The following is a 14302-nucleotide window of genomic DNA, read 5'->3' on the forward strand; positions in this document are numbered from 1 at the left end:
CGCTCCCGCCGCCGCCCCGGCTCCGGCCGCTGCCCCGGCCGCCGCTCCGGCCCCGGCGGGCGCCGCCGCCCTGGCTGACGCCGGACCGGCCGCCCGCAAGCTGGTCGCCGAGAAGGGTCTCGACGCTGCGCAGATCGCCGGCACGGGCAAGGACGGGCGCATCACCAAGGGCGACGTGATCGACCACGCCGCCAAGCCGGTCGCCGCCCCCGCCGCCGCTCCGGCCGCCGCCCCGCAGAAGTACCAGTGGGCCGCCGGCACCGCGGGCGACCGTCCGCGCGCCGCGCAGGAGGAGCGGGTTCGCATGACCCGTCTGCGCCAGCGCATCGCCGAGCGTCTGAAGGAGGCCCAGAACAGCGCCGCCATGCTGACCACCTTCAACGAGGTGGACATGACCAACGTCATGGCGCTGCGCAACGAGTACAAGGACTTCTTCGAGAAGCGCCACAAGGTGCGTCTCGGCTTCATGTCCTTCTTCGTGAAGGCGGCCATCCAGGCGCTGAAGGAGATCCCGGCCGTCAACGCCGAGATCGACGGCACCGACCTCGTCTACAAGAACTACTACGACATCGGCGTCGCCGTCGGCACGCCGCAGGGTCTGGTGGTTCCGATCGTCCGCGACGCCGACAAGCTCGGCTTCGCCCAGATCGAGGGCAAGATCGGCGAGCTGGGCAAGAAGGGCCGCGACGGCAAGCTGTCGATGGACGAGCTGACCGGCGGCACCTTCACCATCTCCAACGGCGGCGTCTACGGCTCGCTGATGTCGACCCCGATCATCAACCCGCCGCAGTCGGCCATCCTGGGCATGCACAAGACCCAGGAGCGTCCGGTCGTCGTGAACGGGAAGATCGAAATCCGCCCGATGATGTATCTGGCCCTGTCCTACGACCACCGCATCATCGACGGCAAGGAGGCGGTGACCTTCCTCGTCCGCATCAAGGAAAACATCGAGGACCCGCGGCGCCTGCTGCTGGACGTCTGATCCGGACCAAGGGATACCGGCAAAGGGAATGCGGGGGGCACCGTCCTCCCGCACCCGAACGCCCTGGGGCTCTTGCCTCCGGACCTGGAAAAGGCGCCTCGCGGCGCCTTTTTCTTTGCCGTCCTGTCGCGGACGCCCATCACACCAGCGCGGCGGCGATCCGCGCGGCGGTGTCTTCCGGCTTCACCACCCGCTCGGCGGGCAGGCGCAGGGTCATGGTGGTCCCGGCGCCCAGCGTGCTGGTGCAGGTCAGCGAGCCGCCATGCAGTTCCATGAAGTTCTTGGAGATCGACAGCCCCAGCCCGGTGCCCTCGAACTGGCGGCTGGCGGAGTTGTCGGCCTGCCGGAAGGGCTGGAACAGATGCTCCATGAATTCCCTCGGAATGCCGATCCCGGTGTCGGTCACCGACAGGGCCAGCGCGCCGTCCTCCTCGACGCGGGCGGCCAGGATGACGCTGCCGCCCTCCGGCGTGAATTTCACCGCGTTGGACAGCAGGTTCAGCAGCACCTGCTTGAAGGCGCGGCGGTCCACCCAAATGGCGGGAAGACCGCCGGACACGCCGTTGCGCAGATCCACCCCGCTGTCGGCGGCGCGGTCGCGGACCATGGTCAGGCACTGGGCCACCGCCTCGCAAGGGTCGATCACCTCTTCGGACAGCTCGTAGCGGCCCGCCTCGATCTTCGACATGTCGAGCACGGCGTTCACGATGTCCAGCAGATGCTTGCCGCTGTCGTGGATGTCCTTGGCGCAGGCTTTCTGGCGGTCGTTCAGCGCGCCGAAGAATTCGCTGTCGAGGATTTCCGAGAAGCCGATGATGGCGTTCAGCGGCGTGCGCAGCTCGTGGCTCATGTTGGCCAGGAATTCGGACTTGGCGCGGTTGGCCATTTCCGCTTGGCTCTTAGAGGCGAGCAGTTCTGCCTCCTGCTGCCGACGCTTGGTGACGTCGCGGATGACGCCGACGAAGACGCGCCGCGCCGCCCCCCTTTCATCCGATCCGCCCTCCCCGTCCGGCCCGCCCAGCCTCAGCGCGCTGACCGCCAGGTTTATCGGGAAGGTGCTGCCGTCGCGGCGCAGCGCCAGGACCTCGCGGTCGTTGCCGATGATGCGCGATCCGGCGTTCGGGCGGTATTCGGCCATCGAGCGGTCATGGCCGGCGCGGAAGCCTTCCGGCAGCAGGATGTTGACGCTCTGCCCCACCACCTCCGCCTCGGCATAGCCGAACATGCGCTCCGCCGCTGGGTTGAAGGTCTCGATGATGCCGCGGGAATCGATGGTGACCACCGCGTCCACCATCGATTCCAGGATGCCGCGGATGCGACGGGAGGCGCGCTCCAGCCGGTTCTGGTCCTGCTCCCGCCGAGACTGCTGCCGCTCCACGTACCAGGTCAGCAGGGCGATCACCACCGACATGGCGAGGCCCATGGCGATCCACACCGCGCTGTCGCGCTTCCATTCGCCCAGCGCCTCGGCCTTCGGCAGAGTGGCGGCGACGATGAAGGGGTAATCGGCGACGCGGCGGACGCTGGCGATGCTGGGGCGCCCGTCGGTGGGCAGCACGCTGTCCAATGTCGCCGCGTCCCGCGTGCGCAGAACGGCGTCGACCTCCGGCCAGTCGGCCAGCGTGGCGAGGCGCTGGCGGCCCTCGTCCCAGGGGCGGTGGATCAGCACCGTGCCGTCGGCCAGCGCCAGGGTGACCGTGCCTTCCAGCCCCAGCCGCAACCCCTCGAAGCCCGCCCCCAGACGCAACGGGTTGATCATGGCGACGACCACCCCGGCGAAACGACCGTCCGGGTGGGACCAGCGGCGGCTCATCGGAATGACGTAGGTGCCGGGGAAGGCCATGCTGGGGATCGGCGCGCCGATGTGAAGCCCGCCGTCCGACGCGCCCTCGTCCCGGTGGACCGCGAAGTAGGGCCGGCTGGTCAGGTCGAAGGCCGGCGGGCTGCTGTCGGCGGAGTGGTGCAGGACGCGGCCCTGCTCGTCCACCACGATCAGGCCGGAGATTGGGCCGATGGCGTCGCGCCGGTTGCGCAGAAGGGCGTTCACCGACGGCGCCGCCACGGTGCGGGCCTGCGGGTGGGTGTCCAGGACGGTGACCAGATCGGACAGCAGCAGGTCCACGCTGAACACCGTGCGGACGGCCTGCTCCTCCAGGATGCGGGCGAGGTTGCGGGTCGAGCGCTCGGCCCCCTGGACGGCTTCGGTGTGGCGCTGCCAGACGCCGTAGGCGATCATCGCGTTCACCACGACGATGAAGGCCACGCCGGACGCCCTCATCAGGAAGCGCACCGACCCCAGAACCTCGAACAGCCGCTCCCCCCTTCCGGCGGGCCCCATTCCAGTGGGCGGCAAGGTCGCGTCGCGAACCGGATTGCGGCTGGCCATGGCTGTGAACAACTCTCCGCACGCAGTGCAACAGGGCCGTTGAGGGACCGCCCGCGTGGCATTGCCCAACGTAAGACGGTACCGCCCCCGGCAACCGCCAATCTCGCGCGAAAACCATAATGGAAGTTTAACCTTAATGCATCAATGAACCCGATCAGCCGCACGAGCGATTGTCGCTTTGCCTGACGGTCTCCGGGCGTTAAGAATTCGGACGGGTTGGAGACGGTTGCGCAAAGGAACAGGGACGATGGACAGCCAGAAAGACCGCAAGGCCGCGATCCTCGCCGCCACGCTGTCGTCGCTGTGGACGGACACCGAACCCGCCGTGCGCGAGCGCGTGACCGCCATCGCGCTTGGCGACGCCGACGCGATCTCAGATGTCTTCTACGCGATCCTGCTGGACCGTCCGGACAGCAACAGCTTTCTCAGCCACGCGTTGGTCCAGGAACGGCTGCGCCCGTCGCTGGCGCGCTGGATCGCCGCACTGTTCACCGCCTCCACCGACGAGGCCATCGCGGCGGTGCTGGAGCAGAATTACCAGGTCGGGTTGATCCACGCCCGCATCAACATCCCGCTGACCCTGGTCAACGCCGGGATGCGGATCATCAAGAAGGAGCTGTCCGCCCGTCTGCTGGCCGCCGACCTCAGCCGCGCGCAGACCGCGTCCGCCATCCTGTTCATCAGCGAATTGCTCGACACCGTGCTGGACAACATGCACGAGGCCTATCTGGGCGACCTGCTGGGCAACGTCCGCCACCAGCAATCTCTGAAGATGTTCATGAGCGGCCCCAATCTGGCGCTGGAGGGCGAGCGGCTGAAATCGTCGCTGTTCGACTGGCTGCGCAACACGGTGGTGTCCTTCTACGCGCATGAGGACAACAACCACGCGAGCCCGCCGCCCATCGAATCCTCCGATTTCGGCCTGTGGCTGAACCACAAGGCGGAGCTGACCTTCGGCCGCGTCACCGAATTGGACCTCATCCGCGAGCGCACCGGCCGCATCAGCGCCAAGGTGACCGCCGCGGTGGAGGGCGGCTGGATCACCCCCGCCTTCGTGAAGGAGCTGAACAACGACGTCACGGAGATCGCCTATGTCCTCGGCACCATCATCGAGAAGGCGATGGAGATCGAAAGCGGGCGCGACCCGCTGACCCGCCTGCTGACGCGGCGCTTCATGCCGGCGATCTTCCAGCGCGAGGTGGCCATCAGCCTGCGCCACGGCAAGCCCTTCGCCGTGCTGCTGATGGATGCCGACCATTTCAAGACGATCAACGACACGCTTGGCCATCAGGCGGGCGATTCGGTCCTGTCGGACATGGCGGAACTGCTGCACACCCACGTCCGGGCCGGCGATTTCGTCTTCCGCTACGGCGGGGAGGAGTTCCTCATCCTGCTGACCGAGATGGACGAGGCGTCGCTGCGCGTGAAGGCCGATCAGCTGCGCCGGACGGTCGAGGAGCACCGATTCAACGGCGCCGGAAACGGGCTGCGGGTCACCGCCTCGATCGGGGCGGCCCTGCACGAGGGGCACCCGGATTACGAACACACCGTCCGCCGGGCCGACGCCGCGCTCTATGAGGCCAAGCGCCAGGGCCGCAACCGCGTGGTGATCGCCTGAGCGCATCTGCATCCCGGCATCGGGCGTTGCCCCGCGGGAATGCATCGGCTACCTAGGACGCTTCCCAGGGACCATTCCCCAGCCGAGACCCGCGAATTCCATGTCTGACGGACCGCTTTCGCTCTACCGGGCCCGCCGCGGCACCGGGACGCTGCGCCCCGACCCCGACCAGGAGCTGGCCGCCGAAAAGCTCCAGAGCCTGTACAAGGCGTTGAAGGGCTACAGCCCCCAGCCCGCCGGGAAGGCCGGCGGGGCGAAGGCCGGCTGGCTGGAACGGTTCGGGCTGGGCCGACCGCGCTCCGAACCGGCGGAGGCGCCGCAGGGCCTCTACATGTACGGCGGCGTCGGGCGCGGCAAGTCGATGCTGATGGACCTCTTCTTCGACACCGCCCCGGTGGAGAAGAAGCGCCGCGTCCATTTCCACGAATTCATGCTGGAGGTGCACGAGCGCATCCACCAGCACCGCCAGTCGGGCAAGAGCAAGGGCAAGGACGCCGACGACGCGCTGCCCGAACTGGCCCGCGCGCTCGCCGACGAGGCGTGGCTGCTCTGCTTCGATGAGTTCCACGTCACCAACGTCGTGGACGCGATGATCCTCGGTCGGCTGTTCACCAGCCTGTTCGACCTGGGCGTGGTGGTGGTCGCGACGTCCAACTGGCCGCCGGACATGCTCTACAAGGACGGGCTCCAGCGCGAGCTGTTCCTGCCCTTCATCGCCCTGCTCAAGGAAAAGCTGGACGTTCTGGCGCTGGAAGGGCCGACGGACTACCGGCTGGACCGGCTCCAGGGCAAGCCCGTCTATTTCTGGCCGCTCGGCCCGGAGAGCGACGCCAAAATCCGCCAGACTTTCGAGACGCTGACCGACGGCGCCCGGGGCGAGCCGACCCATCTGTCGGTCCAGGGCCGCCGGGTGGAGATCGCCTGCGCCGCCAAATGCGTCGCCCTGGTGGATTTCTGGAGCCTGTGCGGCAAGCCGCTGGGCGCCGCCGACTACATCGCCATCGCGACGCACTTCCACACCGTGCTGATCCACGGCGTGCCGACGATGAAGGACGAGCTGCGCAACGAGGCCAAGCGCTTCATGACGCTGATCGACGCGCTCTACGAGCACAAGGTCAACCTCGTGGTCGCCGCCGAAGGCCCACCGGAACGGCTGTACCCCGAAGGCACCCACGCCTTCGAATTCGAGCGCACGGTCAGCCGCCTGATGGAGATGCAGAGCGAGGACTACCTGCGCCAGCAGCACCTGACCTGAGGGGCCCGGGCGCCGCGCTGCCGCCCGTGTTACCACGGCGATGCCGCCCTACTCCCGTTTCGCGCCGAAGATAAACGGGCGCCCGACGTTGTATTGCTGAACGTCGGTCCAACGGCGAGGGAGAGGGCGAAGCATGCCTTGGCGGTCCCAGTGCGGTGCACTGACGCTGGCGCTTTTTCTGACGGCACCGATCCAGTCCGCCTCCGCCGGCGGGGCGGGCAGCGTCGATTGCTGGCTGCTCGACGGGGAGGCGCTGACCCAGGCGCACGAGAGCGGCTGGTGCAAGGACGCCTTCTCCCGGAATTCACAGACCGGGGCGGCGCCCGCCGTCACGGTCACCGCGGCCCCCCTGCCCGCCCGCAAGCCCGACCCGCCCCCGAAGAAGCGGGTCGTCACCGTCCAGCGCAAGGCGAAGGCGCAACCCGATTCCCAGGCCGCGGCGATCGTCCGCCCCGCCGGCCGCGGCAACGCGGTCGCCGAGGTGGACTTCGGCACCCAGTTCAAGCGCGACTGGAACGCCCTGATGAAGAAGCTCTTCGAGCCCTGAAGACCTGCCGGGTCAGGTGCGGGCCTCGTCCAGCCACTTCCGCACCGCCGGCGGCTCGTAGGCGGCGAAGGCGTCCAGGATGCCCGGCGCGGTGTCGCGGACGATCAGCATGTCGCGGTGTTTGGGCTGCATGAAGCGCTCACCGGCCACATGGTCGAGGAAGCCGGCCAGACCATCGTAGAAGCCGGCGGCGTTGAGCAGGCCGCAGGGCTTGTCGTGACGGCCGAGCTGCGCCCAGGTCCACACCTCGAACAGCTCCTCCAGCGTGCCGATGCCGCCGGGCAGCGCGATGAAGCCGTCCGACAGCTCGGCCATCAGGGCCTTGCGCTCGTGCATGGTGGCGACGATCCGCAGTTCCTGGAGGCCCTGGTGGCCGACCTCCTTGTCCATCAGGAATTGCGGGATGATGCCGGTGACGGTGCCGCCCGCCGCCAGGACCGAGTCGGCGATCCGCCCCATCAGGCCGGTCCGCCCGCCGCCGTAGACGAGGCCGATGCCACGCTCCGCCATGTGGCGGCCAAGCTGCTCCGCGGCCTCGCCATAGGCCGGGTTGGTGCCGGGGTTGGACCCGGCATAGACGCAAATCCGCATGTCGTTCCTCTGTTCGCGCCGTCCGTGGGCGCGTGGTCGTAAGTGGCTCACCGGACGCGGGTGACCGTGAAGCGCTGGCTGGGGTTCACGAATTCGTCCTGCGCCGCGATCAGTTGCAGCTCCCGCGTGCCCATCCGGCGGGTGGTCTGGAAAATGGCGTAGATGGCCGCCGCCGCCTGCTCCAGCGCATCGGCCGGATCGAAGGCCTTCAGGTAATGGGCCAGGAACAGAGCGGCCACCGCGTCGCCCGACCCGTTGGGCGGCGGGTCCAGCGGCAGGCGCGGGGTGGAGACCAGCCACGCGCCGTCCCGGTCGTCGGCCAGCATCTCGATGTGGCCGGGGTCGGCGTCCTTGCGGGTCAGGCTGGTCACCAGGACCAGCCGCGGCCCGCGCTCCCGCAGGGTGGCGGTGGCGCCCAGCGCGTCGTCCAGCGTCTCCACCGTCCGGCCCGTCAGATACTCCAGCTCGAACTGGTTGGGGGTCATCAGGTCGGCGGCGGGGACGGCGTGGTCGCGGATGAACTCCGGCAGGCCGGGGCGCACGAAGAAGCCGCGCCCGACGTCGCCCATCACCGGGTCGCAGGCGTAGACGGCGCGCGGGTTGGCCGCCTTCAGCCGGGCCGCCGTCTCGACGATCACCTGCCCCAGCCCGACGTCGCCCATGTAGCCGGAGAGCAGTGCGTCGCAGGTGGGCAGGACGCCGCGCGCGGCGACGCCGTCCATCAGGTCGGCCACATGTTCCGCGGTGAAGACCTGCCCGGTCCATTCGCCGTAGCCGGTGTGGTTGGAGAACTGCACCGTGTTCACCGCGATGGCGTCGCAGCCCAGCCGTTGCAGCGGGAACACCGCGGCCCGGTTGCCGACATAGCCGTAAGCGACGTGGGACTGGATCGAAATGACGGTCTTCATGGGCGGACGATCCGAAAGGTTGGGCGCGCATCCTAAACCGTCCGCGCCACACGCTGGGGATGTTTCCATGCAGACCAGCCCTACGCACCGCATGGACAGCCCGCGCTCCTGCGGCTAATCCTGCGGCAACGACACAAGAACGCTTGAGGGAATGCCATGGCCGCCACCGCCCGCCCGCGCCGCAGCGTGCTCTACATGCCCGGCTCCAACGCCCGTGCCCTGGAAAAGGGGCGCAGCCTGCCCGCCGATGGGCTGATCCTCGACCTGGAGGACGCCGTCGCCCCCGACGCCAAGGCGGAGGCCCGCGCCACCATCAAGGCGTCCATCGCCGCCGGCGGCTATGGCGGGCGGGAGCTGGTGGTCCGCACCAACGGGCTGAACACCCCCTGGGGCTACGACGACCTCGTGATGGCGGTGGCCAGCGGGGCCGACGCGGTGCTGCTGCCGAAGGTGGAAAGCGCCGACATGGTCCGCCAGGCCGAGGCGGTGCTGCGCGCCAACGGCTCGCCCGACGGGCAGACCATCTGGTGCATGATGGAGACGCCGCTCGGCATGCTGAACGCGAAGGAAATCGCCGGGGCCAGCCCGAAGCTGGGCGGGCTGGTGATGGGCACCTCCGACCTCGCCAAGGACCTGCACGCGGCGCACACGCGCGACCGGCTGCCGATGCTGACCAGCCTGGGCCTCTGCTTGCTGGCGGCGCGGGCCTACGGCCTCGCCATCCTGGACGGGGTGCATCTCGACCTGAACGACGATGCGGGCTTCGCGGAATCCTGCACCCAGGGGCGCGAGCTTGGCTTCGACGGCAAGACGCTGATCCACCCCAGGACCATCGCCGCCTGCAACGCCGCCTTCGCCCCCGGCGAGGAGGAGATCGCCCAGGCCCACCGCATCATCCAGGCCCACGCCGAGGCCGTCGCCCAGGGCAAGGGGGTGGTTCTGGTGGACGGGCGGCTGGTGGAGAACCTGCACGTCGAGAACGCCCGGCGCCTCGTCGCGCTGGCCGAGGCGATCCGGGCGCTGGAGGCGGCGGGCTGACGCCCACCCCCCCGGTCATGGAATGAGCGCTCAGGAATCGCGGCGCGCCTGGGCGTCCTTCACGAACTGCGACACCCGCCCGATCTCGCGCGGATCGGTTTCGACCGTCCGGCGCCCGCTGGGGATCGGGCGCATGCCCTTGCGCGGGGTGCGTCCGGGCGATGGATGCTGGGGCTGCGCGTCCCTCCTGCGCTTCAGCGCGTCCTGAAGGTTGGCCTGGATGATCTCCCGCCGCCGCTCGGCACGGAACCGCTCCAGCCGCCCGTTCACCCGCTTCAGGGCCCGCGCGTAGACCTGTTTCTTGGCGGACAGGCCGCGCTCGCTGGCGTCGGCCGACTGCTGGCCAGTGCCGCTGGCCTTGCCCCGCCGACCACGCCGCCGTGCCGCGATGATGTCGCGCGCCCGGTCGCGCTCCCCGCGCAGCCAGCGGGCGAGCGTCAAGGTTTCGTCAGGCTGGAGGGACTCCAGATCCGGGTAGTGGCTGCGGCGGACCTGCTCGAATTCATTCTCGGACAACAGCCGTCGCTCGGTCGTGAGTTCGACTCCCATCGTTGAACCTCTCTGCTTCGTGGTCCCGCTTCGGCTTACCCCCGTCTGGTCAACCGATTGGGATGCGAAGCGTTCCCCGATACTGTCCGATGCGCCCCGCTGCCACTTACGGGTGCCGAGGGAATCGGAATCACGACCTCCCCGGAACCAAGTCGTCCCCCATCGGTTTTCCGACATGTGGCAGAGGTGGAGGTTGAAGATGGCCTCGAAAGACAACGGCCAAAGCGAAGCCCAATCCGGGAGCGGTCGCACATCAAACCGCGGCTTCGCGTCGATGGACCGCGACCGGCAGCGCCAGATCGCCAGCAAGGGCGGAGAAAGCGTGCCGGCCGACAAGCGCAGCTTCTCCAAGAACCCGGAACTCGCCGCGGAGGCGGGGCGGAAGGGAGGCCGGAGCGTACCGGCATCCTCCCGCAGCTTCTCCAAGAACCCATCCCTGGCCGCCGAAGCGGGGCGGAAGGGCGGGCAGGCGAGCCATGGCGGACGCGGGGCCGCCATACGCCCGGGCGAAGGCGACTGACGGCGCTCACGAAAAAAGCCCCTCTCCGCACCGGAGAGGGGCTTTCTTTTCGTCGTGCGCCGGTCAACGTCCTCCGGCCCGCCGGACCGGAGCCGCGACTGGTCAGGAGGCCAGCTTGTCCAGCTCGCGCAGGATCGAGTCGCCCATGACCGTCGTGGAGCAGCGGGCCATGCCCGGCGCCATGATGTCCGCCGTGCGCATGCCGCCCGACAGCACGTTCTGCACGGCCTTCTCCAGCATCTTCGCCTCCTCGTCCATGTTGAACGAGTAGCGCAGGCACATGGCGAAGGACAGCAGCGTCGCGCAGGGGTTGGCGAGGTCGCGGCCGGCGATGTCCGGGGCGGAGCCGTGCACCGGCTCGTAGAGAGCCTTGCGCTGGCCGTTGGCGTCCGGCGCGCCGAGCGAGGCCGACGGCAGCATGCCGAGCGAGCCGGTCATCATCGCCGCCTCGTCCGACAGGATGTCGCCGAACAGGTTGTCGGTGACGATCACGTCGAACTGCTTCGGGTTCTTCAGAAGCTGCATGGCGCCGTTGTCGGCGTACATGTGCTCCAGCGTGACGTCGGAGAACTCCTCCTGATGGAGCTTCGTGACTTCCTGGCGCCACAGGAGGCCCGATTCCATCACGTTGGCCTTCTCCATCGAGTGGAGCTTGTTGCCGCGCTTGCGCGCCAGCTCGAAGGCGACGCGGGCGACGCGGCGGATCTCGCTGGTCGTGTAGACCTGGGTGTTGACGCCGCGGCGCTCGCCGTTGCCGATGTCGGTGATGCCGCGCGGCTCACCGAAATAGACGCCGCCGGTCAGCTCGCGGACGATCAGGATGTCCAGGCCCTTGATGACGTCGGCCTTCAGGGTCGAGGCGTCGACCAGGGCGTCGAACACCACCGCCGGGCGCAGGTTGGCGAACAGGTTCAGCTCCTTGCGGAGCGACAGCAGGCCGGCTTCCGGACGCTTGGTGTAGTCGGTGGGGTTGTCCCACTTCGGGCCGCCGACGGCGCCCAGCATCACCGCGTCCGCCGCCAGCGCATCGGCCAGCGTCTCGTCCTTCAGGGGAACACCGTAGGCATCGATCGCCGCACCGCCGACCAGCCCCTCGGTGACGTCGAAGGTGACGTTGCGCTTGCGGTCGAGCCAGTCGATGACCCGGCGCACCTGGCGCATGACCTCCGGACCGATCCCGTCACCGGGCAAAAACAGAAGCTTCTTGTTGGCGGGCATGGCGCACGCACTCCCCATTGGAGACTTTATCAGTGTTGTCTAATCCGCGGACCGACAGGCCGGAAGGTGGTTCCCACCCCGCCGGTCCGCAAGGCCGTCATGGCCTGATGCCATCGGGCCCCGTATCGGTTGGCTCCGGGCGGTTGGCTCGGCTCAGCCCCACAGCCAGGGCTGGCCGCCGCGCTGCTTGCCTTCGTACTGGTCGATGAAGGCGGCCTGCTGCATGGTCAGCCCGATGTCGTCCAGCCCGTTCAGCAGGCAATGCTTGCGGAAGGGGTCGACCTCGAAGCTGATCTTGCCGCCGTCCGGACCGGTGATCTCCTGTTTTTCCAGATCCACCGAGACGATGGCGTTCGACCCGCGCGACGCATCGTCGAGCAGCAGGTCCACCTGCTCCTTCGGCAGCTTGATCGGCAGGATGCCGTTCTTGAAGCAGTTGTTGAAGAAGATGTCCGCGAAGCTCGGCGCGATGATGCAGCGGATGCCGAAGTCGGCCAGCGCCCACGGCGCATGCTCACGCGAGGAGCCGCAACCGAAATTGTCGCCCGAAACGAGGATCTTGGCGCTGCGGTAGGCCGGCTTGTTGAGGACGAATTCCGCGACCTCGGCACCGTCGGGGGTGTAGCGCATCTCGTCGAAAAGATGCTTGCCCAGCCCGGTCCGCTTGATGGTCTTCAGGAATTGCTTGGGAATGATCATGTCGGTGTCGACGTTGATCATCGGCAGCGGCGCCGCAACACCGGTGAGAACCGTAAACTTTTCCATCGCCAGAATCCTGTCGCGCAAAAGAGGCGCAAGCGTGTGCATGCGGAGTTCGGTGAATAGCAGACCCGTCCCGCCATTGCCAGAGGAAGCTTGCCGCAAATGCCGCTCGCGGCGCGCGATTCCGTATCCCGGAACACAGCCGGACGCAACGAAATTGCTCCCAATTTCCCTCCGCCGCCTCCGGTCCCGTATCCGGTCCTTGCTGCGGGGCGCTCCCTCGCCTACCAAGGGGCCGACGTTCCCCTGGGTTCCGCGACCTCGATGACCTTGCTCCCCACCGCCCGCCGCCCGCGCACCGCGGCGCTCGCCTTTCTGCTGCTGGCCCCGCCGCTTTATGGCCTGCTCGGCCTGGCGCTCGGCATGGACGCCAACTGGGATCTGCGGAACTACCATTGGTACAACGCCTACGCCCTGCTGACCGGGCGTCTGGGCATGGACATGCTGCCGGCGCAGATGCCCAGCTTCTACAACCCCCTGCTGGACGTGCCCTTCTACCTGCTCGCCAGCCATCTGCCGGCACGCGCGGCGGGTTTTGTCTGGGGGACGCTGCACGGGCTGAACCTGGCGCTGGCCTTCCTGCTGGCCCACGCCACCCTGCGCGTCGGCGGCGCGGGGCAGCGGGTGGCGCTGGCCGCCCTGCTGGCGGTGATGGCCGGTTTCGGGGGCGGCACGCTGGGACTGCTCGGCACCACCTTCCACGACAACATGGTCAGCCTGGGCGTGCTCGGCGCGCTGGTCGTGGTGGCGGGGTCGCTGCCGCGGCTGATCGACGGACCGGCGCCGGGCGCCTTCGCGCGGGTGGCCGCGGCGGGGCTGATGGCCGGGGCGGCGATGGGGATGAAGAACCCGACGGTGATCTACGCGGTCGGGCTCTGCCTCGCCTTCCTGGCTCTGCCGGCGCGGCCCTGGCGGCGGCTGTGGCTGTCCTTCTTCTTCGGCGTCGGGGTGCTGGGCGGGCTGGCGCTGTGCGGCGGCTTCTGGATGGCCAATCTGTGGGTGGAGTACGGGAACCCCGTCTTCCCGCACATGAACCAGATCTTCAAGTCGCCCTTCGCCGCACTCTCCGGCTACGTCAACGTCAGCTTCTTCCCGGACTCGCGGCTGGAACGGCTGTTCTTCCCGCTGGCCTTCCCCTTCGCGCCGCTGAAGGTGGGGGAGGTGCCCTTCCTCGACCTGCGCGTCCTCGTGTTGTTTCTTCTCGTGCCCGTCGCCGCGGCGCTGGCGCTGCTCGGGCGGGCCTTCCACCGACCCCCGTCCAGCGGAACGGCCGCGGGACTGACCGACACCGCCGCCACCCGCTACCTGCTGACCGCCATGGCGGTGACCTACGCGCTGTGGGTGGGGATGTTCTGCATCTACCGCTATCTGGTGCCGCTGGAGATGCTGGCCCCGCTGGCCATCGTCATGGCGGCGGGCCTGCTGCCGGTGCCGCGCCGGGCGGCCCTCGTCCTGGCGGCGCTGCTCCTGCTGCTGGTCCAGGCCACCGCCCGGCCCGCCGACTGGGGCCGCGTGCCGTGGAGCGACCGCTGGGTCGAGGCCGCCGTTCCGCCCATCGAGGATCCCGACGGCACGATGGTGTTGATGGCCGGCTATTGGGCGATTTCCCACGTCATCCCGGCCTTCCCGCCGCGCATCCCCTTCGTGCGCATCCAGTCCAACTTCCTCCAGCCGGATTCGGTCGGCAACGGCTATCTCGCCCTTATGCAGGACAAGGTGGCGGCGCACCGCGGGCGTTTCCTGATGCTCAGCACCATCCCCGACACGCCCGGCGCCGCGAAGGCGGCCGCCCTGCTGGGGCTGCGTGTGGCGCAGGACAACTGCCGCGTCATCCCCAACAACCTGGGCGAGCCGCTGAACCTCTGCGCCGTGCAGCGAATGGAGAACCATAAAAGGTGAGTGGATTAAATCAGGCGACTGTGCTGTTT

Annotated in this window: 13 protein-coding genes; 7 read left to right on the forward strand and 6 right to left on the reverse strand. The window is 68.6% G+C overall.

The features are described from left to right. Positions 1-982: 2-oxoglutarate dehydrogenase complex dihydrolipoyllysine-residue succinyltransferase (gene odhB, locus H0B54_RS19755; RefSeq protein WP_188261755.1), on the forward strand; the 982-nt coding region annotated here is incomplete at its 5' end. A gap of 139 nt (positions 983-1121) precedes the next feature. On the opposite strand, the gene H0B54_RS19760 is transcribed toward odhB, so the two are convergent. Beyond that, positions 1122-3368 carry an ATP-binding protein gene (locus tag H0B54_RS19760; protein WP_188261756.1) on the reverse strand — a complete coding sequence of 749 codons (2247 nt, stop codon included), beginning with the start codon at positions 3366-3368 and terminating at the stop codon, positions 1122-1124. A 247-nt stretch (positions 3369-3615) separates the two neighbouring features. Here H0B54_RS19760 and H0B54_RS19765 point away from each other — a divergent pair, with 247 nt between their 5' ends. The 3 genes from H0B54_RS19765 (at position 3616) to H0B54_RS19775 (ending at position 6788) form a co-directional block, all read left to right on the forward strand. Further along, complete coding sequence (locus H0B54_RS19765) at positions 3616-4986, forward strand: diguanylate cyclase (RefSeq protein ID WP_188261757.1); 1371 nt, start codon at positions 3616-3618, stop codon at positions 4984-4986. Between the two features lie 100 nt (positions 4987-5086). Continuing rightward, entirely contained in the window at positions 5087-6241 is a 1155-nt protein-coding gene (gene zapE / locus H0B54_RS19770; protein WP_094305129.1) for a cell division protein ZapE, read from the forward strand. Positions 6242-6374: 133 nt separating this feature from the next. After that, positions 6375-6788, forward strand: coding sequence for a hypothetical protein (locus H0B54_RS19775; RefSeq protein WP_188261758.1), 414 nt, complete (start codon positions 6375-6377; stop codon positions 6786-6788). A gap of 12 nt (positions 6789-6800) precedes the next feature. Here H0B54_RS19775 and H0B54_RS19780 read toward each other — a convergent pair whose 3' ends face one another. Both H0B54_RS19780 and pdxY read right to left on the reverse strand, forming a co-directional pair. Next, on the reverse strand, positions 6801-7379 hold the full coding sequence (locus tag H0B54_RS19780; protein ID WP_035675854.1) for an LOG family protein: 579 nt from the start codon (positions 7377-7379) through the stop codon (positions 6801-6803). Positions 7380-7426: 47 nt separating this feature from the next. Further along, positions 7427-8287 (reverse strand): pyridoxal kinase PdxY, encoded by an 861-nt coding sequence (gene pdxY / locus H0B54_RS19785; protein WP_188261759.1) that lies wholly within the window; start codon positions 8285-8287, stop codon positions 7427-7429. A 156-nt stretch (positions 8288-8443) separates the two neighbouring features. On the opposite strand from pdxY, the gene H0B54_RS19790 reads away from it, so the two are divergent. Next, a complete protein-coding gene (locus H0B54_RS19790) occupies positions 8444-9325 on the forward strand; it encodes an HpcH/HpaI aldolase/citrate lyase family protein (RefSeq protein WP_188261760.1) in 882 nt (293 codons plus the stop codon). A 30-nt stretch (positions 9326-9355) separates the two neighbouring features. Here H0B54_RS19790 and H0B54_RS19795 read toward each other — a convergent pair whose 3' ends face one another. Further along, entirely contained in the window at positions 9356-9874 is a 519-nt protein-coding gene (locus tag H0B54_RS19795; protein WP_188261761.1) for a hypothetical protein, read from the reverse strand. Between the two features lie 199 nt (positions 9875-10073). Here H0B54_RS19795 and H0B54_RS19800 point away from each other — a divergent pair, with 199 nt between their 5' ends. After that, positions 10074-10394: a con-10 family general stress protein gene (locus H0B54_RS19800; RefSeq protein WP_094305139.1), complete on the forward strand. Its 321-nt coding sequence runs from the start codon at positions 10074-10076 to the stop codon at positions 10392-10394. Between the two features lie 102 nt (positions 10395-10496). On the opposite strand, the gene leuB is transcribed toward H0B54_RS19800, so the two are convergent. Continuing rightward, complete coding sequence (gene leuB, locus H0B54_RS19805; protein ID WP_014241645.1) at positions 10497-11612, reverse strand: 3-isopropylmalate dehydrogenase; 1116 nt, start codon at positions 11610-11612, stop codon at positions 10497-10499. Positions 11613-11765: 153 nt separating this feature from the next. Then, on the reverse strand, positions 11766-12377 hold the full coding sequence (gene leuD / locus H0B54_RS19810; RefSeq protein WP_014241647.1) for a 3-isopropylmalate dehydratase small subunit: 612 nt from the start codon (positions 12375-12377) through the stop codon (positions 11766-11768). Between the two features lie 261 nt (positions 12378-12638). Between leuD and H0B54_RS19815 the strand changes: the two genes are divergently transcribed. Then, entirely contained in the window at positions 12639-14273 is a 1635-nt protein-coding gene (locus tag H0B54_RS19815; RefSeq protein ID WP_188261762.1) for a hypothetical protein, read from the forward strand. Positions 14274-14302: the final 29 nt, after the last annotated feature.

Origin of the sequence: Azospirillum tabaci, assembly GCF_014596085.1 — a bacterium.
Taxonomy (GTDB): domain Bacteria; phylum Pseudomonadota; class Alphaproteobacteria; order Azospirillales; family Azospirillaceae; genus Azospirillum; species Azospirillum tabaci.